Annotated in this window: 22 protein-coding genes (1 of these 22 cut by a window edge); 9 read left to right on the top strand and 13 right to left on the bottom strand. The window is 70.1% G+C overall.

Going from position 1 to position 20,765, the window contains the following annotated elements; all coding sequences use genetic code 11:
• On the bottom strand, positions 1-212 hold the 5' portion of the coding sequence (locus OOK40_RS08540; protein ID WP_266477912.1) for a DNA-3-methyladenine glycosylase. The gene continues 430 nt to the left of window position 1, outside the view; the window shows 212 of its 642 coding nt (coding positions 1-212); it begins with the start codon at positions 210-212; its stop codon lies off the left edge, out of view.
• A gap of 74 nt (positions 213-286) precedes the next feature.
• On the opposite strand from OOK40_RS08540, the gene OOK40_RS08535 reads away from it, so the two are divergent.
• From OOK40_RS08535 to OOK40_RS08525, 3 genes are all read left to right on the top strand, one after another.
• A complete protein-coding gene (locus OOK40_RS08535) occupies positions 287-1,069 on the top strand; it encodes a sporulation protein (RefSeq protein WP_266477911.1) in 783 nt (260 codons plus the stop codon).
• 57 nt (positions 1,070-1,126) lie between these two features.
• Positions 1,127-1,663, top strand: a complete 537-nt coding sequence (locus OOK40_RS08530) for a YbhB/YbcL family Raf kinase inhibitor-like protein (protein WP_266477910.1) — start codon at positions 1,127-1,129, stop codon at positions 1,661-1,663.
• Between the two features lie 149 nt (positions 1,664-1,812).
• Positions 1,813-2,319 (top strand): HNH endonuclease, encoded by a 507-nt coding sequence (locus OOK40_RS08525; RefSeq protein WP_266477909.1) that lies wholly within the window; start codon positions 1,813-1,815, stop codon positions 2,317-2,319.
• Positions 2,320-2,368: 49 nt separating this feature from the next.
• Here the strand turns inward: OOK40_RS08525 and OOK40_RS08520 are convergent, their stop codons facing one another.
• From OOK40_RS08520 to OOK40_RS08505, 4 genes are all read right to left on the bottom strand, one after another.
• On the bottom strand, positions 2,369-3,136 hold the full coding sequence (locus tag OOK40_RS08520) for a sulfite exporter TauE/SafE family protein (protein WP_266477908.1): 768 nt from the start codon (positions 3,134-3,136) through the stop codon (positions 2,369-2,371).
• 58 nt (positions 3,137-3,194) lie between these two features.
• Positions 3,195-4,160, bottom strand: a complete 966-nt coding sequence (locus OOK40_RS08515) for an SPFH domain-containing protein (protein ID WP_266477907.1) — start codon at positions 4,158-4,160, stop codon at positions 3,195-3,197.
• A gap of 91 nt (positions 4,161-4,251) precedes the next feature.
• Complete coding sequence (locus OOK40_RS08510) at positions 4,252-4,680, bottom strand: NfeD family protein (protein ID WP_266477906.1); 429 nt, start codon at positions 4,678-4,680, stop codon at positions 4,252-4,254.
• Positions 4,681-4,768: 88 nt separating this feature from the next.
• Entirely contained in the window at positions 4,769-5,560 is a 792-nt protein-coding gene (locus tag OOK40_RS08505; protein WP_266477905.1) for an ABC transporter ATP-binding protein, read from the bottom strand.
• Between the two features lie 135 nt (positions 5,561-5,695).
• Here OOK40_RS08505 and OOK40_RS08500 point away from each other — a divergent pair, with 135 nt between their 5' ends.
• Positions 5,696-6,484, top strand: coding sequence for a hypothetical protein (locus OOK40_RS08500; RefSeq protein WP_266477904.1), 789 nt, complete (start codon positions 5,696-5,698; stop codon positions 6,482-6,484).
• A 241-nt stretch (positions 6,485-6,725) separates the two neighbouring features.
• Here the strand turns inward: OOK40_RS08500 and OOK40_RS08495 are convergent, their stop codons facing one another.
• The 3 genes from OOK40_RS08495 to OOK40_RS08485 all read right to left on the bottom strand — a co-directional run bounded on the left by OOK40_RS08495 (position 6,726) and on the right by OOK40_RS08485 (position 8,892).
• Complete coding sequence (locus tag OOK40_RS08495; RefSeq protein ID WP_323136041.1) at positions 6,726-6,971, bottom strand: chaplin family protein; 246 nt, start codon at positions 6,969-6,971, stop codon at positions 6,726-6,728.
• A 138-nt stretch (positions 6,972-7,109) separates the two neighbouring features.
• Complete coding sequence (locus OOK40_RS08490) at positions 7,110-7,754, bottom strand: response regulator transcription factor (RefSeq protein WP_266477903.1); 645 nt, start codon at positions 7,752-7,754, stop codon at positions 7,110-7,112.
• Complete coding sequence (locus tag OOK40_RS08485) at positions 7,747-8,892, bottom strand: GAF domain-containing sensor histidine kinase (RefSeq protein ID WP_266477902.1); 1,146 nt, start codon at positions 8,890-8,892, stop codon at positions 7,747-7,749. Before OOK40_RS08485 ends, OOK40_RS08490 begins: the two co-directional genes overlap by 8 nt.
• 189 nt (positions 8,893-9,081) lie before the next feature.
• On the opposite strand from OOK40_RS08485, the gene OOK40_RS08480 reads away from it, so the two are divergent.
• From OOK40_RS08480 to OOK40_RS08470, 3 genes are all read left to right on the top strand, one after another.
• The gene (locus OOK40_RS08480; protein ID WP_266477901.1) at positions 9,082-9,783 is read left to right on the top strand and encodes an SDR family oxidoreductase; all 702 of its coding nucleotides are present in this window, start codon (positions 9,082-9,084) and stop codon (positions 9,781-9,783) included.
• Positions 9,780-10,874, top strand: coding sequence for an S-adenosylmethionine:tRNA ribosyltransferase-isomerase (locus OOK40_RS08475; RefSeq protein ID WP_266477900.1), 1,095 nt, complete (start codon positions 9,780-9,782; stop codon positions 10,872-10,874). Before OOK40_RS08480 ends, OOK40_RS08475 begins: the two co-directional genes overlap by 4 nt.
• A 278-nt stretch (positions 10,875-11,152) precedes the next feature.
• Complete coding sequence (locus OOK40_RS08470; RefSeq protein WP_266477899.1) at positions 11,153-11,884, top strand: transglycosylase SLT domain-containing protein; 732 nt, start codon at positions 11,153-11,155, stop codon at positions 11,882-11,884.
• Between the two features lie 98 nt (positions 11,885-11,982).
• Here the strand turns inward: OOK40_RS08470 and OOK40_RS08465 are convergent, their stop codons facing one another.
• Complete coding sequence (locus OOK40_RS08465) at positions 11,983-14,520, bottom strand: FHA domain-containing protein (RefSeq protein WP_266477898.1); 2,538 nt, start codon at positions 14,518-14,520, stop codon at positions 11,983-11,985.
• Positions 14,521-14,753: 233 nt separating this feature from the next.
• Here OOK40_RS08465 and OOK40_RS08460 point away from each other — a divergent pair, with 233 nt between their 5' ends.
• A complete protein-coding gene (locus OOK40_RS08460; protein ID WP_266477897.1) occupies positions 14,754-16,361 on the top strand; it encodes a streptophobe family protein in 1,608 nt (535 codons plus the stop codon).
• A 619-nt stretch (positions 16,362-16,980) separates the two neighbouring features.
• Entirely contained in the window at positions 16,981-18,198 is a 1,218-nt protein-coding gene (gene serB / locus OOK40_RS08455) for a phosphoserine phosphatase SerB (RefSeq protein ID WP_266477896.1), read from the top strand.
• Between the two features lie 78 nt (positions 18,199-18,276).
• On the opposite strand, the gene OOK40_RS08450 is transcribed toward serB, so the two are convergent.
• The 4 genes from OOK40_RS08450 to OOK40_RS08435 form a co-directional block, all read right to left on the bottom strand.
• Complete coding sequence (locus OOK40_RS08450) at positions 18,277-18,828, bottom strand: histidine phosphatase family protein (RefSeq protein WP_266477895.1); 552 nt, start codon at positions 18,826-18,828, stop codon at positions 18,277-18,279.
• 73 nt (positions 18,829-18,901) lie between these two features.
• Positions 18,902-19,108: a hypothetical protein gene (locus OOK40_RS08445; RefSeq protein WP_266477893.1), complete on the bottom strand. Its 207-nt coding sequence runs from the start codon at positions 19,106-19,108 to the stop codon at positions 18,902-18,904.
• 193 nt (positions 19,109-19,301) lie between these two features.
• On the bottom strand, positions 19,302-19,418 hold the full coding sequence (locus OOK40_RS08440) for an SGM_5486 family transporter-associated protein (RefSeq protein ID WP_266477891.1): 117 nt from the start codon (positions 19,416-19,418) through the stop codon (positions 19,302-19,304).
• Between the two features lie 17 nt (positions 19,419-19,435).
• Positions 19,436-20,722, bottom strand: coding sequence for an MFS transporter (locus tag OOK40_RS08435; protein ID WP_266477889.1), 1,287 nt, complete (start codon positions 20,720-20,722; stop codon positions 19,436-19,438).
• Positions 20,723-20,765: the final 43 nt, after the last annotated feature.

Genomic DNA, 20,765 nt, shown 5'->3' with positions numbered 1-20,765 from the left:
ATCACCGAGTTTCGCGCGGTGCGTCCGCGGTACGCGTGGGACCCAGGGTCGAGCTCCCCCGCGTACGCCTCCACTTCGGTGAGCCGCACCTCGATGGGTCCGTCGTCGGTGAGGCGTGCCAGGGTGCAGCCAAGGAGTTCGGGCGCGACCTCCAGCACAGGGCGGTCGAAGAACTCCCGGGGCAGCGGCGTACGGTCGGGGCTCTCGATCATGGCGTCCGAGGGTACCGGGGAACCGGTTACGGTCGTCGCGCGTATGTAGTGGTCAGGACGAAGAAGGAGTGGACATGGGGTTCAAGAAGCTGCTCGCGAGCCTGGGCGCCGGTGGCGCGTCCGTCGAGACGGTGCTCACCGAGGCGAACGTCGTACCGGGCGGTGTCGTCCAGGGCGAGGTGCGTATCCAGGGCGGCTCGGTGGACCAGCAGATCGAGGGGCTCTCCGTCGGTCTGCAGGCGCGGGTCGAGGTCGAGGGTGGTGACCAGGAGGTCAAGCAGGACATCGAATTCACCAAGCAGCGGCTCGGTGGCGCGTTCGAGGTGAAGGCCGGGGCGGTGCATGTGGTGCCGTTCGGTCTTGAGATTCCGTGGGAGACCCCGGTCACCAGCATCGCGGGGCAGCAGCTGCGCGGGATGAACATCGGTGTGACGACGGAGCTGGAGATCGCGCGGGCCGTGGACTCGGGCGACCTGGACCCGATCAATGTGCACCCTCTGCCGTCGCAGCAGGCCATCCTGGACGCGTTCATCCAGCTGGGCTTCCGCTTCAAGAGCGCGGACATGGAGCGCGGGCACATCCGTGGGACGCGGCAGCGGCTGCCCTTCTACCAGGAGATCGAGTTCTTCCCGCCGCAGCAGTACCGCGGGCTGAACCAGGTCGAGCTGACCTTCGTCGCGGACGACCGCGAGATGGACGTCATCGTCGAAATGGACAAGAAGCCGGGCCTGTTCAGCGAGGGCAGCGACTCGTACAAGGCCTTCAAGGTGGGGCACCACGACTTCCACGCGACCGACTGGGCCGGATTCCTCAACCAGTGGCTGGCGGATGTCGGCGGGCGCCGTAACTGGCTCTAGGCTCGGATTCGGCAGAGCACGCAAGGCAGACAGAACAGCCGAATCGGAGGTTCAGACGTGACCGAGCTCAAGAGGGCGCCCCTTCCGCACGACTTCCATCCTGCGGTGCCGTCGTTCACGGTGGTGAGCGATGACATCGCGCCGGGGTCGGTGCTGAAGGACGCCCAGGTCTACGCGGCGGGCAACACCTCGCCGCATCTGCGGTGGGAAGGCTTCCCGGCACAGACCAAGAGCTTCGCCGTGACGTGCTTCGATCCGGACGCGCCCACGGGCAGCGGGTTCTGGCACTGGGTGCTCTTCGACATCCCGGCGTCGGTCACCGAGCTGCCGGCCGGTGCGGGCAGCGGGAAGTTCGAAGGGCTGCCCGAGGGCGCCGTTCAGGTCCGTAACGACTACGGGTCGAAGGATTTCGGCGGCGCGGCTCCCCCGGCGGGCGAGAACCACCGCTATGTCTTCACGGTGTACGCGGTGGACAAGGAGAAGCTCGGCCCCGGCGCGGACGTCTCGCCGGCGGTCGTGGGCTTCAATCTCCGCTTCCACACGATTGCGCGTGCGCAGCTGCTGGCGGAGTACGAAGGTCCTTCGAAGAGCTGATCGTTCGTTTGTTGTTTGCCCTGCCCTGGTCTTGGAGAGATCAGGGCAGGGCATCTTTTATTGCGTTGTCCATCTCGGCGCGCCCGGCCAGAGTTGATCCAAGCCCAAGGCCCGCAACGGGTTGGGCCGGCAAACGGGAGGTGGGCTGGATGCGGGACACGCTGGTACTGAATGCGAGCTTCGAGCCGCTGTCGACGGTGACACTCAACCGCGCGGTGGTTCTGGTGCTGCAGGACAAAGCCGTCGTCGAGCAGGCTCACCCCGGACTCCGTGTGCGTGCGGCCGCAGTTGATCTTCCGGTGCCTCGGGTGATCAGGCTCTGCCGGTATGTCCGGGTGCCGTTCCGAAGACAGGCGCCGTGGTCCAGGCGGGGTGTGCTGGTACGGGACCAGCACCGGTGCGCGTACTGCGGAAGGCGCGCCACGACGGTGGACCATGTGGTGCCGCGGTCGCACGGTGGTCAGGACAGCTGGCTGAATACGGTTGCCTCGTGCGCCGAGGACAACCACCGCAAGGCGGACCGTACGCCGGAGCAGGCGGGGATGCCGCTGCTGCACGAGCCGTTCGTACCGTCTCCGGCGGACGCGATGCTGCTGGGGCTGCGGGCCGGTGAGCGGTCGGCGCTGCCTCAGTGGCTGGCGGCGCCCGCCGCGTAGGTAGTGACGTGCGAAAGCCCGCTTCCTGTCGGGGGCGGGCTTTCGCACGTCAGCGCAGCAGGAGCTGGATGATCGCGAAGGTGCCGACCACGACGATCAGCGCCCGCAGTGCCGTCGGCGGCAGACGGCGGCCGATCTTGGCGCCGAGCTGGCCGCCGATGGCGGAGCCGACCGCGATCAGTGCGACCGCCGTCCAGTCGAAGTCCGCGACGAAGAGGAAGAAGAGCGCGGCGATGCTGTTGACGACGGCGGCGAGGACGTTCTTGGTGGCGTTGAGGCGCTGGAGGGTGTCGTCGAGCAGCATGCCCATGAGGGCGAGGTAGATGATCCCCTGGGCGGCGGTGAAGTAGCCGCCGTAGACGCTGGCGAGCATCAGTCCGACGAAGAGCAGCGGGCCGCCGTCGGGGTTGGTGGGCGTGCCCTTGCGGTCGCGGCGGCGCTGGACGGCCTTGGTGATGCGCGGCTGGAGGATCACCAGGACCAGGGCGAGCGCCACCAGGACGGGGACGATCGTCTCGAAGGCCGTGGAGGGGAGCATCAGGAGCAGTACGGCTCCGCTGAGGCCGCCGATCGCGGCGGCGATGCTCAGGCGCAGGACGCGGCTGCGCTGGCCGCTGAGTTCGGCGCGGTAGCCGATGGCCCCGCTGATCGAGCCGGGGATCAGGCCGAGCGCGTTGGAGACGGTGGCGGTGACCGGGGGCAGGCCGGTGGCGAGGAGCACCGGGAAGGTGATCAGGGTCCCCGAGCCGACGATGGTGTTGATGGTGCCGGCGCTGATGCCCGCGGCGAAGACCGCGAGCATCTCCCAAATGGTCACGCTGTGCCCCTCGATGATCGGTGCCGGATGCACCGATCATGCCTGAGGGGCGCCGGGGTCAGTCGATGGGGGGCTGCTCGCGGCGCTCCGTGCCGTTTCCGCCGCCGGATTTGCCGGAGCCGGATCCCGAGCCGCCCCCCATTCCGGCCATCGGGTTGAAGTTGCCCATGGCGCCGGAGAGGCCCTTGAGGGCGTCGCCGATCTCACTGGGCACGATCCAGAGCTTGTTGGCGTCGCCCTCGGCGATCTTCGGGAGCATCTGGAGGTACTGGTAGGCGAGGAGCTTCTGGTCCGCGTCTCCGGCGTGGATGGACTCGAAGACCGTACGGATCGCCTGGGCCTCGCCCTCCGCGCGCAGAGCGGCCGCCTTGGCCTCACCTTCGGCGCGCAGGATCGCGGACTGCTTCTCGCCCTCTGCGGTGAGGATCGCGGACTGCCTGATGCCCTCCGCGGTGAGGATCGCGGCGCGCTTGTCACGGTCGGCGCGCATCTGCTTCTCCATCGAGTCCTGGATGGAGGTGGGCGGTTCGATCGCCTTGAGCTCGACGCGGTTGACGCGGATGCCCCACTTGCCAGTGGCTTCGTCGAGGACGCCGCGCAGGGCCGCGTTGATCTCCTCGCGGGAGGTGAGGGTCCGCTCCAGGTCCATGCCACCGATGATGTTGCGCAGGGTGGTGACGGTGAGCTGCTCGATCGCCTGGATGTAGCTGGCGACTTCGTAGGTCGCGGCGCGGGCGTCGGTCACCTGGTAGTAGATGACGGTGTCGATGTTGACGACCAGGTTGTCCTGGGTGATCACCGGCTGGGGCGGGAACGGGACGACCTGTTCACGCAGATCGATGCGGTTGCGGATCGAGTCGATGAACGGGACGACGATGTTCAGGCCCGCGTTGAGAGTGCGGGTGTAGCGCCCGAAGCGCTCGACGATGGCGGCGCTGGCCTGCGGGATGACCTGGATCGTCTTGATCAGGGCGATGAAGACCAGCACCACCAGAATGATCAGGACGATGATGATCGGTTGCATCGCGTTCCCTGTGCCCTTCGCTGCCGGATAATTCTGATGATCGAGTTTCCCAGAACACGGGCTGGTATGGGGGGCGTTCGGCATTCATTTGTCACATGACCACGGCGGTGGCTCCGTCGATCTCCACGACGTCGACCTGCTGGCCCACCTCGAAGGACATCTCGGCGTCGAGTGCGCGCGCGGACCAGATCTCACCGGCGAGTTTGATACGGCCTCCGCCGCTGTCGACTCGTTCGAGCACGACGGCCTGGCGGCCCTTGAGCGCGTCAACTCCGCTGGCGAACTGGGGCCGTTGGGCGCGGTGCCGGGTGGCGATGGGCCGTACTACGGCGATGAGCGCGACGGAAACCACTGCGAACACCAGGACTTGGGCGACCGTGCCGCCGCCGAGCGCCGCGACGATGGCCCCGGCCACCGCTCCGGCGGACAGCATTCCGAATTCCGGCATCGCCGTCAGGACGAGCGGAATGCCCAGTCCGACCGCGCCGATCAACCACCACACCCATGCGTCGATTTCCACATGGTCATGGTAGGTCCGGTGGTCGCGGTCGGGACAGGGGGCGACAGCGGGGGCGGTATCGGGTCAGCCGCTCCTGCCGGACGCCGGGTCAGCCGAGCGGGAGGCCCTGGGCCGTCCAGCGCTCGCCGTTGCGCTCGACGAGCAACGGGAGGCCGAAGCAGAGCGAAAGGTTGCGGGAGTTGAGCTCGGTCTCCATCGGACCGGCGGCCAGCACCTTGCCCTGACGGATCATCAGGACGTGGGTGAAGCCGGGGGCGATCTCCTCGACATGGTGCGTCACCATCACCATGGAGGGGGCGAACTCGTCGCGGGCCAGGCGGCCGAGCCGGCGCACCAGGTCCTCGCGGCCGCCGAGGTCGAGACCGGCGGCGGGCTCGTCGAGGAGCAGCAGTTCAGGGTCGGTCATCATGGCGCGGGCGATCAGGGTGCGCTTGCGCTCGCCCTCGGAGAGCGTGCCGAACTTGCGGTCCAGGTACTCGGTCATGCCGAGGCGGTCGAGGAATGCGCGGGCGCGCTCCTCGTCGACGGCGTCGTAGTCCTCGTGCCAGGTGGCGGTCATTCCGTACGCGGCGGTGAGGACGGTCTGGAGCACGGTCTGGCGCTTGGGCAGCTTCTCGGACATGGCGATGCCGGCCATCCCGATACGCGGGCGGAGCTCGAAGACGTCGACGGCGCCGAGGCGCTCGCCCAGGATCGTCGCGGTGCCGGTGGTCGGGAAGAGGTAGCTGGACGCGATGTTGAGGAGGGTGGTCTTGCCGGCGCCGTTCGGGCCGAGGATGACCCAGCGCTCGCCCTCCTTGACCGACCAGGAGACGTCGTCCACCAGAGCGCGTCCGTCGCGGACCACGGATACGTCCACCAGCTCCAGTACATCGCTCATGAGCGCGTTGTCTCCCCATGCAATCGTCTTGAGGTATTGGGGGCGGTTTATGCACCTGTGGGCACAGCTCCCAGGGAAAACCTACGCCACCGGCCGAGTAGCCCTGCCCCCCGGTCCGGTACCTAGGCTGGGTCCATGCTTTCCGAACCACGCTCAGGACGGCTGGCCGCATGGGGAAACGCCCTGTTGGCCGGATTTGTATCACCCGACGACGCGGCGCTCGCGATCGTCGGCGACGACGCGGTGCACCGGGTCGAAGGTCTGCCGGGCGAGACGGGGCCCGTCGGGCTCACCCTCGCGCTGGGGCGCCTGCGGGCGCTCGGGGTGACCGGGTACCGGGTCGCGCTGCCCGCGCCGGGGCATCCGCTGGGGCTCAGTGGACCACCCGACTTCAACGCGCGGGCGCTCGACGCGGAGGAGGCCGTGGTCGCCTCGGGTGCGGCGTACGGGCTTGTGCCCGAGGTGTACGAGGCCGGGCCCGCGGGTGATGTGCACGTCGAAGTCGTCTGGAACTGCCTGCCGGTACGGGAGGCGCCACCGGCAGACGTGCCCTCGCTCGGGGAGGCGGAACGGGAGCTCGCGGAGGCCCTGCGGGATGCGACGGAGGTGCTGTCGCGCCTCGACGTGGCGGCGTCGGGTCCGGTGGCGGAGGCGGCGATCGACGCGTACCGGGCGCGGGCGTCGCGGGGCGCGGGCGAGACGCTGGCCCCCGGATATCCGCCGCGGGCGGTGCGCGTGCTGGAGCTGGCCCAGCGGATCGGGCTGCTGATCTCGGTGGCGTACGAGAACGGGCACGGCGGTGCGGTGAGCGCGTCGGAGATCGCGGCGCGGGGGGAGGCGCTGCGGCCGGTGGAACGGGTGGCGAGGCGGGCGCAGGTGGCGGCGTACAACGCGTATGTGGAGGAGCGGGAGCGGGAGCGCTGAGGGGGCCTTGCGGTGGAGGTGGGTGCGGGTGCCGCTGCGCGGGGCTGTACCCCACCCCGCCCTCCCCCTACGGCCTGGTGGCCGTGGGAGGTACCCCCATCCCGTAACCAAGGGGCTTCGCCCCCTGGACCCCCGTATGCGACCTCCGGCCGCATGTCCTCAAACGCCGGAGGGGCTGAACTTCAGCCCCTCCGGCGTTTGAGGAGCGGGGTCCGGGGCGGAGCCCCGGTTAGAGAGACCGTCAGCCGTTGTAGCCCTCGTTGCCGAACGCCGGGTTCAGCGCGCCGATCACGTTGACCGTGTTGCCGACCACGTTCACCGGGACGTGGACGGGGACCTGGACCACGTTGCCCGAGAGGACACCCGGGGAGTTCACGGCGTAGCCGTCGGCGTACGCGCCGTCCGTGGCGGAGGCGACACCCGCGCCCGCGGCGAGCAGGCTGCCGGCGATCATGGTGAGGGCAGCGGCCTTCTTGACGTTCTTCACTTCGAAATCCTCCTGAGCATTCGCTGCGGCCGGCCGCCGCAGCACGCCATGGAGAACGCCGCCGAGTCGATCAGGATGCGCCGGACGGGTGACATACACCCGACAGTATGAATCTCGGATCGGAGGGAGACGGTCCGGTTAGTCCGTCAGGCCATGTCTGACCGCCCACAACGCCGCCTGCGTGCGATCTGCCAGGTCCAGCTTCATCAGGATGTTCGAGACGTGCGTCTTGACAGTCTTCTCCGACAGGACGAGCGCCCGGGCGATCTCCCGGTTGGAGCGGCCGTCGGCGATCAGGCCCAGGACCTCGCGCTCGCGTTCGGTGAGGTTGGTGCCGCGGCCCGTCCCGCTGCTCTGGTCGTCCGGGGAGAGAAGAGCGCCCGCGACCTCCGGCTGGAGCAGCACATGGCCCGCGTGGACCGAGCGGATGGCGCCGGCCAGCGCTTCGGGGTCGACGTCCTTGTACACGTAGCCCGAAGCGCCCGCGCGCAACGCGGGGACGACCGTGCGCTGTTCGGTGAAGCTCGTGACGATCAACACCTTGGCGGGGTTGGCCAGTTCGCGCATCTTACGGAGCGCGTCGATGCCGTCCATGCCGGGCATCTTGACGTCCATCAGGACGACGTCCGGCTTCAACTCCTCCGCGCGGGCGACGCCTTCAGCCCCGTCCGCCGCTTCGCCGACGACCTCGATGTCGTCCTGGACCTCGAGGAAGGTGCGCAGGCCTCGGCGGACCACCTGGTGGTCGTCGACCAGGAGGACGTGAATCGTCTTGTCAGCCACCGGGGACCTCCATCTCGATCGTCGTGCCCTTTCCGGGCGCGGACTGAACGGTAAGACGTCCGCCGACGCCGCTCGCCCGGTCCCGCATCGAGACGAGTCCCAGATGGCGGCCCGCCCGGCGGACCGCCCGCGGCTCGAAGCCGTTGCCGTTGTCGGTGATGCTGAGGACCGTGCCCTGGCCCCGGCGGACCAGCGCCACATCGACCTCGCCCGCGCCGGAGTGCCGCAGGGCATTGTGCAGCGCCTCCTGGGCGACGCGGAGCAGAGCCTCCTCCTGGGCGGCCGGCAGGGCGCGGATGCCGCGGCTGTCGAAGGTGACCTTGGCGCTGTGGGCGCGGTCGAGCACCTGGATATGCGTACGGAGGGTGTTGACCAGGCCGTCCTCGTCGAGGGCGGCAGGGCGCAACTCCACGACCGCGGCGCGCAGTTCGTCCGCGGCCTCGGCGGCGAGCACGGCGACCTGCTGCAGCTCCCCCTTGGCGCGGGCCGGATCGCGGTCCACCAGGGCGGCCGCGGCCTGTGCGGTGAGGCGGAGTGAGAAGAGCTTCTGGCTCACCGCGTCGTGCAGTTCGTGGGCGAGGCGGGAGCGCTCCTCGGCGATGGTGAGCTCGCGGCTGCGCTCGTAGAGCCGGGCGTTGGTCAGGGCTATCGCCGCGTGCTGGGCGAGGATCGAGAGCAGTTCCTCGTCCTCTTCCGTGAAGCCGCAGCCGCCTTGCGGCTTCGGGCACCTCTTGTTCGCGAGGAACAGCGCGCCGATCGTCTCCTCGCCGTCCTTGACGGGCAGGCCCAGGAAGTCGGACATGTCGGGGTGGGCGGCCGGCCAGCCCTCGAAGCGGGGGTCTTTGCGGACATCCGCGAGCCGCTCGGTCTTCGCGTCGCGCAGCATCGCGGCGAGGATGCCGTGCTGGCGCGGGAGCGGGCCGATCGCCTTCCACTGCGCGTCGGTGACGCCGTCGACCACGAACTGCGCGAAGCCTCCGTGATCGTCGGGCACGCCCAGCGCCGCGTACTCGGCGTCGAGGAGTTCGCGCGCGGACGCCACGATCGTCTTCAGGACGTCACGCACCTCGAGATGCCTGCTCATCGCGAGGAGGGCGGTGCTCACGGCTGCCAGGCCCGAGCTGGGTCGATGGCTCATGACCTCACCGTACCGGCGGGGTGTGACAGTCCGTATCGGCCCGGGGACGGGGCCGCTCAGGACTGAGGTCGTAGGTCGAAGTGCCTTGTCCGGTGGGGCCCCGCGCCGGAGGCGGCGGGCCCGGCCGCGTTCCTACGTTGGGGACATCTACGCGGAACGGCGCACGAGCCGGACAAGGGGATGGACATCATGCCGGTAGCGGTGATCACTGGAGCTTCCAAGGGACTGGGGCGTGCTCTCGCGGAGTCCCTGGCCGAGCGCGGCTGGGATCTCGTGCTGGGGGCCAGGACCGCGAACGTCCTCGAGGAGAGCGCACGACACATCGGTACGGCGTACGGGACGCGAGTGGTGGCGGTGGCGGGGGACGTCACCGATGCCGGGCACCGTACGGAGCTGGTGGCCGCGGCACGCGGGCTCGGCAGGCTCGATCTGCTGGTGAGCAACGCGAGCGCGCTGGGCGCCGAGCCGCTGGTGCGGCTGGAGTCGCTGCCACTGGATGGCCTGCGGGCGGCCATGGAGACGAATGTGGTGGCGGCGCTCGGACTCGTACAGGAGGCACTGCCGCTGCTGCGGGCGGCCGAGGCGGGCACGGTGATCGCGGTCAGCTCGGACGCCGCGGCGGAGGCGTACGAGACATGGGGCGGCTACGGGGCGTCCAAGGCGGCGCTCGACCATCTCGCGGCGGTCCTCGCGGTCGAGGAGCCGGAGCTGCGGGTGTGGACGGTCGACCCGGGTGACATGCAGACGGACCTCTACGCGGCGGCCGTGCCCGGAGACGACGATCCGCGCCCCTCGCCCGACTCGGTGGTGCCGGGCTTCCTGCGCCTGCTGGACGAGCGGCCGGTGAGCGGCCGGTACACCGCCCCCGCGCTGCTCCAGGTGGCTCGATGAGGGCCGGGCCGACACGGGGAGGAGCCGCTGTGCTGGAGGCCTTGGTGGTGCCCGACGAGCTCTCGGCCCGTGTGCCCCCGGAGGTGCGCGGGTCCGGGCGGGACGACGTGCGGCTGATGGTCTCGCTCGGGACGGAGGTGTCCCACCACACCTTCCGGGACCTGCCAGGGCAGCTGCGGGCCGGTGACGTCCTGGTGGTCAACACGTCCACCACACTGCCCGCCGCCGTCAACGGGCGGGTCGGCGGCGAGGCGGTCGTCGTGCACTTCTCGACCCGGGGTGACGACGGGCGCTGGGCGGTGGAGCTGCGCAGCCCCGACGGCGCGGGCAGCACCCTGAGGCGTGCCGGGGGCCCTGTGGGGGCCGTCGTACGTCTTCCCGGGGGCGAGCACCTCGTACTGGACGCGCCCCTGGTCCCCGGCGCGGACCGGCTGTGGTGGGCGACGGTGTCCGCGAAGGTGCCGGGACTGCTGTACCGGTACGGCCGCCCCATCCGGTACCGGTACACGGCACAGGATCAGCCCCTGTCCGCGTATCAGACGGTCTTCGCGCTCCCCTCCCCCGGCGGCGAGGGCTCGGCGGAGATGCCGAGCGCGGCGCGGCCCTTCACGGCGGGGCTGGTGGCGGAGCTGGTGAGCCGTGGTGTGCAGTTCGCTCCGCTCACCCTGCATACGGGGGTGGCCTCGGCGGAGGCGCACGAGCCGCCGTATCCGGAGCGCTTCGAGGTGCCGTCGACGACGGCGTGGCTGGTGAACGCCGCGCGGGCGGGCGGAGGGAGGATCCTGGCGGTCGGCACGACGGCCGTACGCGCCCTGGAGTCGGCCGTGGACGCCGGTGGCGTGGTGCGGGCGGCAGCGGGCTGGACGGACCTGGTCATCACGCCGGGGCGCGGGGTGCGCGCCGTGGACGGGCTGCTGACCGGGCTGCACGAGCCGGAGGCCTCGCATCTGCTGATGCTGGAGGCGATCGCCGGGCGCAAAGCCCTCGGCCGTTCGTACACCGAGGCGCTCCGACGTCTCTATCTCTGGCACGAGTTCGGCGACATCCACCTCATTCTTCCGAACGACACTCCTCACGCTTTGAATTGCTGAAGCAACACCTGGTGAAACCGTTATCTGCCGAATGTGAGCCCGCGCATAGGACGCAGATCACTTACGAACGTCGCTAGTGGATATATAAAGGACGCGTGAGCGGGAACTATGCAGGAGGAACGGCACCATTCGGACACCCTGATCCACTATTGCGGATAGTACGTCACACCTTTGCCACAGCATTTTGCTGGCGCTAAGAATTGCAGCCGTCGCCCGCCGAGGAGCGCAGCGCCGCTCCGGCCTGATGCGACTTCCGCTATTCGAAGAGGTACGACTGTATGTCCGCGTCCAGCACCCGCCTGACCAAGACTCACAAGGTCTCGATCGCCGGCATCGCCGCCGCCGCCGTTGCAGCCGTTACGTTCTCCCTCGTTCCGGGCAACGCATCCGCCGGCACGGAGACCGAGGCCCTGTCCTCCACCCCCGTGGCCCAGACGAACGTCGCCAAGCAGCAGACGGCCCTCGTTGCCAAGGCCAAGGCTGACGCCGCCGCCGCCAAGGCCAAGGCTGAGGCCGCCGCCAAGGCCAAGGCCGCCGCTGCCGCCAAGGCCAAGGCCGCTGCCGCCAAGAAGAAGGCCGAAGCCGCGGCCAAGAAGAAGGCTGCCGCCAAGGCCGCCGCGAAGGCCGCCGCCAAGAAGCGCGCCAAGCAGCAGGCCGCCAGCCGTGCCGCCGCTCGCAAGCCGATCTACGCCAACAACCTTGACGGCTGGATCAAGGAGTCGCTGGCCATCATGAAGAAGCACGGCATCCCGGGCACGTACGACGGGCTGCACCGCAACATCATTCGTGAGTCCAGCGGCAACCCGAACGCCATCAACAACTGGGACATCAACGCGATCAACGGCGTCCCGTCGATCGGCCTGCTGCAGGTCATCAAGCCGACGTTCGACGCGTACCACGTCGCCGGCACCAAGAACAGCCAGTACGACCCGGTCGCCAACATCGTCGCCGCGGCCAACTACGCCGCCGACCGTTACGGCTCGATCGACAACGTCAACAGCGCCTACTGAGCCGACCTGACGCGAAGCTCAGCAGACGCCGGAGGGCGGCACCCCGTGTGGGGTGCCGCCCTTCGGCGTATCGCTGATGGCGCTCCGGCGGATGGTGGTTACTTGCGCATGACCTCGGGCTCGTGGCGGCGCAGCAGCCGCGCGACCGCGACACCGCAGATGACGGCGATCACCAACAGGATGGTGATGTTCATGCCCCACTGGCCTGCCGAGTGCTCCCACAGGGGGTCCAGGTCGTTGGGCTTGTTCGGGTCCCACGGCGGCATCAGGTGCGAGAGGTCGAGCGTCGCGCCCGCACCGGCGATGGCCCAGCGGGACGGCATCAGCCAGGCGAACTGCTCCAGGCCGGGCGAACCGTAGACCTGGAAGAGGATGCCGGTGAAGACGACCTGGACGATGGCGAACATGACCAGCAGCGGCATGGTCTTCTCGGCGGTCTTCACCAGCGAGGAGATGACCAGGCCGAACATCATCGAGGTGAAGCCCAGCGCGATGACGACGAGGCAGATCTCGACGGCCGGCGGCATGATCAGGCCCTCTTCGGGCAGCTCGCGGGTGGCGAAGCCGATGGCGCAGATGATGACGCCCTGGATGGCCGTGATCACGCCGAGGACGATCACCTTGGACATCAGATACGCCGAGCGGGCCAGGCCGGTGGCCCGTTCCCGTTCGTAGATGACCCGTTCCTTGATCAGTTCTCGTACGGAGTTGGCCGCGCCCGAGAAGCACATGCCGACCGCGAGGATCAGCATGATCGTGCCCGCGTCGCCGTTGAACTTGCTCGGCGGCGTGGGCGGCGCGAGGCCGAACTTCGCCGGGATGACCACGCTGACCAGGCCGAGGACCGCGGGCAGGATGACCATCAGGCCCAAGAAGCCCTTGTCGGACGCGATGACCGAGGAGTAGCGGCGGATCAGCGTCCACAGCTGGGAGCCCCAGCTCTGCGGCTTCGGCGGACGCATCTGCTGCGGCGGCGGCATGTGCACCGACTGTGCGGCGACGGCGTCGATGTCAGCCGCGTACATCTGGTAGTGCTGCGAGCCGCGCCAGCGGCCCGCCCAGTCGTAGTCGCGGTAGTTCTCGAACGCCGAGAAGACATCGGCCCAGGTGCTGTAGCCGAAGAAGTTGAGCGCTTCCTCCGGCGGACCGAAGTACGCCACCGAGCCGCCGGGGGCCATGACGAGGAGCTTGTCGCACAGCGCCAGCTCGGCCACGGAGTGGGTGACCACCAGGACCGTACGGCCGTCGTCGGCGAGGCCGCGCAGCAGCTGCATGACATCGCGGTCCATGCCCGGGTCGAGGCCGGAGGTCGGCTCGTCAAGGAATATCAGCGACGGCTTGGTCAGCAGCTCCAGGGCGACGGAGACGCGCTTGCGCTGGCCGCCGGAGAGCGAAGTGACCTTCTTTTCCTTGTGGATGTCGAGCTTGAGCTCGCGCAGCACCTCGTCGATACGGGCCTCGCGCTCGGCCTCGGCGGTGTCGCCGGGGAAGCGGAGCTTGGCCGCGTACTTGAGCGCCTTACGGACGGTGAGTTCCTTGTGCAGGATGTCGTCCTGCGGGACCAGACCGATGCGCTGGCGCAGTTCGGCGAACTGCTTGTAGAGGCTGCGGTTGTCGTAGAGGACGTCGCCCTGGTTGGCGGGCCGGTAGCCGGTGAGCGCCTTGAGCAGCGTGGACTTGCCGGATCCTGAGGGGCCGATGACGCCGATGAGCGACTTCTCCGGTACGCCGAAGGAGACGTCCCGCAGGATCTGCTTGCCGCCGTCGACCGTCACCGTGAGGTGGCGGGCCGAGAAGGAGACCTCACCGGTGTCGACGAACTCCTCGAGCCGGTCGCCGACGAGACGGAACGTCGAGTGGCCGACGCCGACGATGTCGTTGGGGCCGATGAGCACCGTGCCGGACTTGGCTATCGGCTGACCGTTGACGTACGTGCCGTTGTGGGATCCAAGGTCCCGGATCTCGAAGCGGCCGTCGGGCGTGGCCACGAACTCGGCGTGATGGCGCGAGACCTGGAGGTCGGAGACGACGAGTTCGTTCTCGAGCGCACGACCGATACGCATCACGCGGCCCAGCGACAGCTGGTGGAAGGTGGTCGGGCTGCGGTCCCCGTACACCGGCGGGGCCCCCGCGACACCGCCGGCACCGCCGGGTCCTTGCTGGTGCGGGACCTGCCCCTGGGGCTGCGGCCAGGCCTGCTGCGGCTGTTGGGCAGGAGCCTGCGGCTGCTGCTGCCAGGCCTGTTGCGGCTGGGCCGGGGCCTGCTGCTTGACCGCCTGCTGCTGCGGTGCCTGCTGGGGCGCGGCGCCCTGGGCGCTGTAGGCACCGGCCGCCGCGGCCGAGAGATTCAGCCTGGGGCCGTCGGTGGCATTGCCCAGGTGCACGGCCGAGCCGGGGCCGATCTCCATCTGATGGATCCGCTGGCCCTGCACGTACGTGCCGTTGGTGCTGCCGTGGTCCTCGATCACCCAACTGCGGCCGCCCCAGCTGATGCTGGCGTGCCGCCACGAGACCCTTGCGTCGTCGATCACCAGGTCGCCCTGCGGATCACGTCCGAGGGTGTATGACCTGGACGGATCGAGAGTCCAGGTCCTTCCGTTCAATTCCAGTACGAGTTCCGGCACTCCATGCCCCACTAGTTTTCCCCCGAGTTACCCCCATCACAGGGAGTCTAGGGATGGCGAACATCGTGAGGAACTATTTCAGGCGTCGTCCCGCATCCGAAAGTCGGGCTGTGTGAAGACCGTGTCCGGGATGACCGTTGACGGAGGAGAAACGCGCACGGAGCATGGTAAGCGCCCATGAGTGCGTACGGATCACGCGCGAATGGGGGTAACTGGGGCAAACCCAGCAAGGATCGGGGGGTCCGATGGACGCAGGCGGCACTGGCGAGAGGGTGCCATGGGTCGATGTGCTGCTGGCGTCGATTGCCGCGGTGAGCTGGGCGCTCGTGGGAATGGCGGGCGCGGCCGCGCTCGGACTGCATCTGCTGGGCGCGGATTCGGCGGGGTCGCTCGGGCCGATGACCGCAGCGGTGGTGGTGCTCGCGGTGGGCGGATCGGTCACTCCCACAGGCGATGTGTCCGCGTTCGGGCTGGAAGGCGCGCAGGCGCGGACGGCCGTCGAGATCACGCCACTTGGGATCGGTCTCGTCGGGGCACTGTTCCTTGCGTACTTCTTTCTACGTTCGCTGCGCCGGGCGGGGCCGTACATCTCGGGGAGTGAACTCGCCGCGCGGGCGGGCGGGGTGGTGATCCTGTTCGTCGCGACGGTCGGCGGCTTGGCGTGGGCAGGTCACGACGTCATCACGATCGACGGAGCGGAGCTGGGCCTTGACGATCTGCCGGGCGGCGGGGGCGGAGGCGACGGCGGCATCGAGGTGCCGGGACTCGGCGACATCGGTGACATCGGAGGGCTGCTGCCCGACCGGCTCGGCGACTTGGTGGACGCGAAGGCGGCGGTCGGGTTCAGCGTGAACACCGCGGATTCGCTGGCGGGTGCGCTGTTCTGGGTGCTCGGGGTGCTTGTCGTCGCGCTGCTCGCCTCGCGCCGATCGCCGCTGCCGGGCGGGGCTCTGGCCGCGGCGGTGCGGCGGAACGTACGACCGGCGGCGTCCGCGCTCGTGGCGGTGCTGCTGGTCGCGGTCCTCGCGGGCTACGCGGCTGCGGGGTACGCGGCGATCAGCGACGACCACCCGAAACGGATCGCGGGCGCCGCGCTGCTCGGGGCGCCGAACGGGGTGTGGCTCGGTGTGCCGATGGGGCTGTTCGTGCCGTGGGACGGCAAGGCGACGGGCGAGCTCGCGAAACTGCTGCCGGATCCCCTCGACGAACTGCTGAGGGTGTCCGCGGACGAGCCTGTGACGGTCGGCAGGCTGGCCGAGCTGGACGGGCGGGTCTGGCTGCTGGCGGTCGCGGCGGCGGTGATGATGCTGTACGCGGGGGTGCTGGCGGCGGCGCGTACGCCTGGGGGCGGCGGGGTCTTTGAGTTTGCGGGACGGTGCGCGGTGCGGCTGGGCCTGGTCACGGCCCTGGCCCTGCCTCTGCTGGTGTGGCTGACCGATGTCTCGGCGGACGCGTCGCTGTCGGTGCTCGGCTTCGACGCCTTCGGCGCGGGCATCGAGCTGCACGGCGCGCTGGGGATGGCGCTGCTGCTGGGGGCGGCGTGGGGGGCGGGTGCCGGTGGGCTGGGGGCGGTGCTGGTGTACGCGACGCGGGGTGGCGGCGTGACGGAGGTGGCGGGGCCTCCGGTGGCGGCGGCGGAGGTGCCGGGGCCGTACCGGCCGGCGCCGCCGTACCGGCCGTCGAACGACGACACGAACCCGTATCTGCGCCCTCCACCGGAGATCCACGGCGCGCCGACGATGGCAGGCCCCTTCCCGCCCCCGCCCCCGCCTCCACCACGCCCGCGCCCACGTCCACCGCAGCCCCCGGAGGACGGCCCGCCCCCTCCGCGCCCACCGACGGGGAGCCGCTGAGGTCGCCCGGGGTGCGGGTCGCGGGGTTCCCCGGTGCCGCGGGGGGGCCGTCCGGCGGTACGGGTCGCGGGGTTGCCCGGCGCCGCGGGGGGGCCGCTGAGGCCGCGGGTGCGGGTACGGGTCGCGGGGTTGCCCGGCGCCGCGGGGGGGGCGTTTGGGGGCCGCTCCGGGGTAGAGCCGGGACTGCACGATTTACGGCGCGTTTCTGGCGTGCTGTGCGGTGCGGGCGTCCGCGCGCCACAAATCACGCTCTACGTCCCGACTCCACCCGCTCCACGGCCCCCTTGCCGGGTGGCTGCAGTTGGCCGCCCCGCGCCGCAAAGCTGGCGCTTCGGGGGTGTGGGGGCGTCAGCGCCCACGCTCCCCCTCCCCCTGCGGGCCCGGGAGCGCGCGCAGCGAAGGATCCGGGCGCCGGGGCGCCGTCAGCTCGCGCCGCCAAGCCCGCGCGCCGAGAGGTGTTCGCCCCGCGCCGCGAAGCTGGCGCTTCGGGGGTGTGGTGGCGCCAGCCCCCACGTAACCCCAGGGGTCCGGGGCGCAGCCCCGTCCGAGGCCCCCGCCGCGTCCGGCAGGCGGGACGGCTCGTCTCGTCGCCGCCCCCGCCCGATACGGTGGAAGCACCATGAGCGCATCGCAGACCTCCGACGTACGCACCCTCCTCGTCAAGATCTTCGGGAAGGACCGTCCCGGGATCACCGCCGGGCTCTTCGACACCCTCGCCGCCTACTCCGTCGACGTCGTCGACATCGAGCAGGTCGTCACCCGGGGCCGCATCGTGCTGTGCGCCCTTGTCACCGCCCCGACCGACGGCGTCGCCACCGAAGGGGAGCTCCGGGCCACCGTCCACAGCTGGGCCGAGTCACTGAAGCTGCAGGCCGAGATCATCTCGGGCACCGGCGACAACCGCCCCCGTGGCAGCGGACGTTCGCATGTCACCGTCCTCGGGCACCCGCTGACCGCCGAGTCGACCGCCGCCATAGCGGCGAGGATCACCGCCACCGGCGGGAACATCGACCGGATCTTCCGGCTGGCCAAGTATCCGGTCACTGCCGTGGAGTTCGCGGTGTCCGGTGCGGAGACCGAGGCGCTGCGGACCGTGCTGGCGACGGAGGCCGCCGGGATCGGGGTCGATGTCGCCGTCGTGTCGGCCGGGCTGCACCGTCGTGCGCAGCGGCTGGTCGTGATGGATGTGGATTCGACGCTCATCCAGGACGAGGTCATCGAGCTGTTCGCGGCGCACGCGGGCTGTGAGGACAAGGTCGCCGAGGTCACGGCCGCCGCGATGCGCGGGGAGCTGGACTTCGAGCAGTCGCTGCACGCACGCGTGGCGCTGCTCGCCGGGCTCGACGCCTCGGTGGTGGACAAGGTGCGCGAGGAGGTGCGGATGACTCCTGGCGCCCGCACCCTGATCCGTACGCTCAAGCGGCTCGGCTTCCAAGTGGGCGTCGTGTCGGGCGGGTTCACGCAGGTCACGGACGACCTCAAGGAGCGGCTCGGGCTCGATTTCGCCTCGGCGAACACGCTGGAGATCGTGGACGGAAAGCTCACGGGACGGGTGACCGGCGAGATCGTGGACCGTGCGGGCAAGGCGCGGCTGCTGCGGCGGTTCGCCGCGGAGGCGGGTGTGCCGCTCGCGCAGACCGTCGCGATCGGCGACGGCGCGAATGATCTGGACATGCTGAACGCGGCCGGTCTGGGCGTGGCCTTCAACGCCAAGCCCGTGGTCCGCCGTGCCGCCCACACCGCGGTCAATGTGCCGTTTCTGGACACCGTGCTGTATCTGCTGGGCATCACCCGCGAAGAGGTCGAGGCCGCGGACGACCCGGGCGCGGAGCACTAGGGAAACACGCCCTGGCCCGTACGGCAGAAGGCCCCGATGCGAGGACTCGCGCCGGGGCCGTTTGTCGGACCGGGGGTGTTAGTCGTGAGGCGCCCAGTAGTCGAGCAGCGTGCCGACACCGTGCTCCACCGACTTCCAGGAGCCGGTGAAGCCGACCACCGCGAACGCCGCGGTCGGGAAGCCGGTCTTGGTCATCCGGGCCGGTGCCTCGCCCTCGGCCTTGCCGGCCAGCGCGTCCGCGAGGGCGTGCATCCCGGGGTTGTGGCCGATGACGAGCAGCTCGTTCACCTCGTCGGGGGTCTCGTTCAGCAGCGCGAGAAGTTCACCGAGGGAGGCGTCGTACAGCCTCTCCTCGTACACCGTCTTCGGGCGGTGCGGCAGCTCGTGGACCGCCAGCTTCCAGGTCTCGCGGGTTCTGCTCGCGGTCGAGCACAGCGCCAGGTCGAAGGCGATACCTGTATCGGCCAGCTTGCGGCCTGCCACCGCCGCTTCCTGACGGCCGCGCTCGGCGAGCGGGCGGTCGTGGTCGGACACCTGCGGCCAGTCCGCCTTCGCATGCCGAAGGAGGACGATCCTGCGGGATTCGGGAGATCCGGGGGCTGTCCCCCCGGAAGACACGGCGTCGCTCATGCACCCCAGCTTCGCATGAAATGAGCCAGCGGGCGCAGGGTGTTGACGCGGTCCCCCGTCATGGGTGAATACGTCACCGGGACAGGGCCTGCTGGATCCGCTCCAGGATCTGGCCGACCGCGGGCTCACCGCCGGCGGCCTGCGCCTGGGCGGGGTCGGCGATCAGCAGGAGCAGTACGGCGAAGGCGAGCATCGGCAGGGCGAGGGCCCACCACGGCAGCCGGATGTCGACGCCGCCGGTGGCCTTGGGGTGGGGCCGGGTGTGCGTGTGGGCCGACATGGCCGCCTCCGTGACTCCGTAGGTCTGCGGTTCGATGCTTCAAACCTACGGATCATGGGGTCCTCGGCCCATCCGGTGACCCACCCACTTCACCCTGAGCCTGACCCCCTAGGGGATGGTGGTGCTAGCCCCCCTTTTCTTGCGGCTCGGTTCGCCTCCGGGGGCGCTCGCCGGGCAGCGGCCAACTCCCGGGTCAGGGCGAGGCGATGGAGGCGATGATCGCGATCACGACGGTAATGGCGATCATGGCTCCGAAGACGTAGAGGAGCTTCTTCTGGCCGTCTTGGGGGTTCGGGTCGAGCACAGGCATGGAACCAGTCTCGCACCTCAGCGTTCGTCCTCTATCGTCCGGTCCCGCCCGGCGAGGACGCCGACCGCCATCTGCGGCACGATCAGCCCCGCCATCAGCGCGATGGGCAGTTCCCAGCCGCCGCTGTGCTGGTAGAGCACGCCCACCAGCAGCGGGCCGGGGATCGAGATCAGATAGCCGGTGGACTGCACGAAGGCCGACAGGCGCCCGACTCCGGCGCCGGTGCGCGAGCGCATGCCGATCATGGTGAGGGCGAGCGGGAAGGCGCAGTTGGAGATGCCGAGCAGCAGCGCCCACGCCCAGGCTCCGGCGGCGGGTGCGAAGAGCAGGCCCGTGTATCCGGTCAGCCCGCACAGGCCGAGGGCGACGACGATCGGGCCCTGGGTCCTCATCCGGGTGGCGAGCCGCGGGATGACGAAGGCGAGCGGTACGCCCATCACCATGGTCACGGCGAGCAGCACTCCGGCCGTGCCCGCCGGGACCCCGGCGTCGCGGAAGATCTGCGGCATCCAGCCCATGGTGATGTACGCGCCGGTGGCCTGGAGGCCGAAGAAGCAGGCCAGCGCCCAGGCGGTGGGGCTGCGGGTGATCCGGGGCGCCGGGGAGTCCTGGGCCTGTGCGGCGAGCGTGCTCCGATCGGCCGCGCCGCGGTCGCGGGCGAGGCCGATCCAGGGCAGTACGGCGAAGACGGCGAGGAGGGCCCAGATCCCGAGGCCGACGCGCCAACTGCCGCCCAGCGCCTCGGTCATGGGCACGGTAGCGGCCGCGGCGACGGATGTGCCGAGCGCCAGTGCCATCGAGTAGAGCCCGGTCATGGAGCCGACGCGGTCGGGAAAGTACCGCTTGACGATCACCGGCATCAGGACGTTGCTGACGGCGATGCCCATCAGGGCGAGCGCGCTGGCGGCCAGGAAGCCCGCCGTACCGCCGGCGAAGGGCCTGATCAGCAGGCCGGTGGCGATGGCCGCCATGCCCGCGCAGACGACGGCGCCCGGGCCGAAGCGGCGGGCGAGCCGGGGTGCCGCGATCCCGAAGATCGCGAAGCAGAGCGGCGGCACGGAGGTCAGGACGCCGGCCACGCTGCCGCTCATGTGCAGTCCGACTCTGGCCTCTTCGAGGAGTGCGCCGAGGCTGGTGATGGCGGGGCGGAGATTGAGGGCCGCGAGGACGATCCCGACGACCACGAGGCGGGTGAGCCAGACCGCGGGGCGCCGGTCCGGAGCGACCACGGCGGTACGGTCGGTGAGGGCGGGGCCATGGGCCTGGGGCTCGGTAAGGGTCTGGGTCGGGGTCTCGTCCTGCATGAGGCCATCATAGAATCATGGGATGATTGGTTGTCCAATCCTT

Source organism: Streptomyces sp. NBC_01481, assembly GCF_026339995.1.
Taxonomy (GTDB): Bacteria; Actinomycetota; Actinomycetes; order Streptomycetales; family Streptomycetaceae; genus Streptomyces.
This window is presented reverse-complemented; position numbering and strand designations above follow the sequence as displayed.

What these genes read in the sequence shown, in the direction of transcription:
- OOK40_RS08535 (WP_266477911.1), top strand. Translation starts at nt 287, where the DNA reads ATGGGGTTCAAGAAGCTGCTCGCGAGCCTGGGCGCCGGTGGCGCGTCC.
- OOK40_RS08525 (WP_266477909.1), top strand. Translation starts at nt 1,813, where the DNA reads ATGCGGGACACGCTGGTACTGAATGCGAGCTTCGAGCCGCTGTCGACG.
- OOK40_RS08515 (WP_266477907.1), bottom strand. Translation starts at nt 4,160, where the DNA reads ATGCAACCGATCATCATCGTCCTGATCATTCTGGTGGTGCTGGTCTTC.
- OOK40_RS08505 (WP_266477905.1), bottom strand. Translation starts at nt 5,560, where the DNA reads ATGAGCGATGTACTGGAGCTGGTGGACGTATCCGTGGTCCGCGACGGA.
- OOK40_RS08500 (WP_266477904.1), top strand. Translation starts at nt 5,696, where the DNA reads ATGCTTTCCGAACCACGCTCAGGACGGCTGGCCGCATGGGGAAACGCC.
- OOK40_RS08485 (WP_266477902.1), bottom strand. Translation starts at nt 8,892, where the DNA reads ATGAGCCATCGACCCAGCTCGGGCCTGGCAGCCGTGAGCACCGCCCTC.
- OOK40_RS08480 (WP_266477901.1), top strand. Translation starts at nt 9,082, where the DNA reads ATGCCGGTAGCGGTGATCACTGGAGCTTCCAAGGGACTGGGGCGTGCT.
- OOK40_RS08475 (WP_266477900.1), top strand. Translation starts at nt 9,780, where the DNA reads ATGAGGGCCGGGCCGACACGGGGAGGAGCCGCTGTGCTGGAGGCCTTG.
- OOK40_RS08470 (WP_266477899.1), top strand. Translation starts at nt 11,153, where the DNA reads ATGTCCGCGTCCAGCACCCGCCTGACCAAGACTCACAAGGTCTCGATC.
- OOK40_RS08460 (WP_266477897.1), top strand. Translation starts at nt 14,754, where the DNA reads ATGGACGCAGGCGGCACTGGCGAGAGGGTGCCATGGGTCGATGTGCTG.
- serB (WP_266477896.1), top strand. Translation starts at nt 16,981, where the DNA reads ATGAGCGCATCGCAGACCTCCGACGTACGCACCCTCCTCGTCAAGATC.
- OOK40_RS08450 (WP_266477895.1), bottom strand. Translation starts at nt 18,828, where the DNA reads ATGAGCGACGCCGTGTCTTCCGGGGGGACAGCCCCCGGATCTCCCGAA.
- OOK40_RS08445 (WP_266477893.1), bottom strand. Translation starts at nt 19,108, where the DNA reads ATGTCGGCCCACACGCACACCCGGCCCCACCCCAAGGCCACCGGCGGC.
- OOK40_RS08440 (WP_266477891.1), bottom strand. Translation starts at nt 19,418, where the DNA reads ATGCCTGTGCTCGACCCGAACCCCCAAGACGGCCAGAAGAAGCTCCTC.
- OOK40_RS08435 (WP_266477889.1), bottom strand. Translation starts at nt 20,722, where the DNA reads ATGCAGGACGAGACCCCGACCCAGACCCTTACCGAGCCCCAGGCCCAT.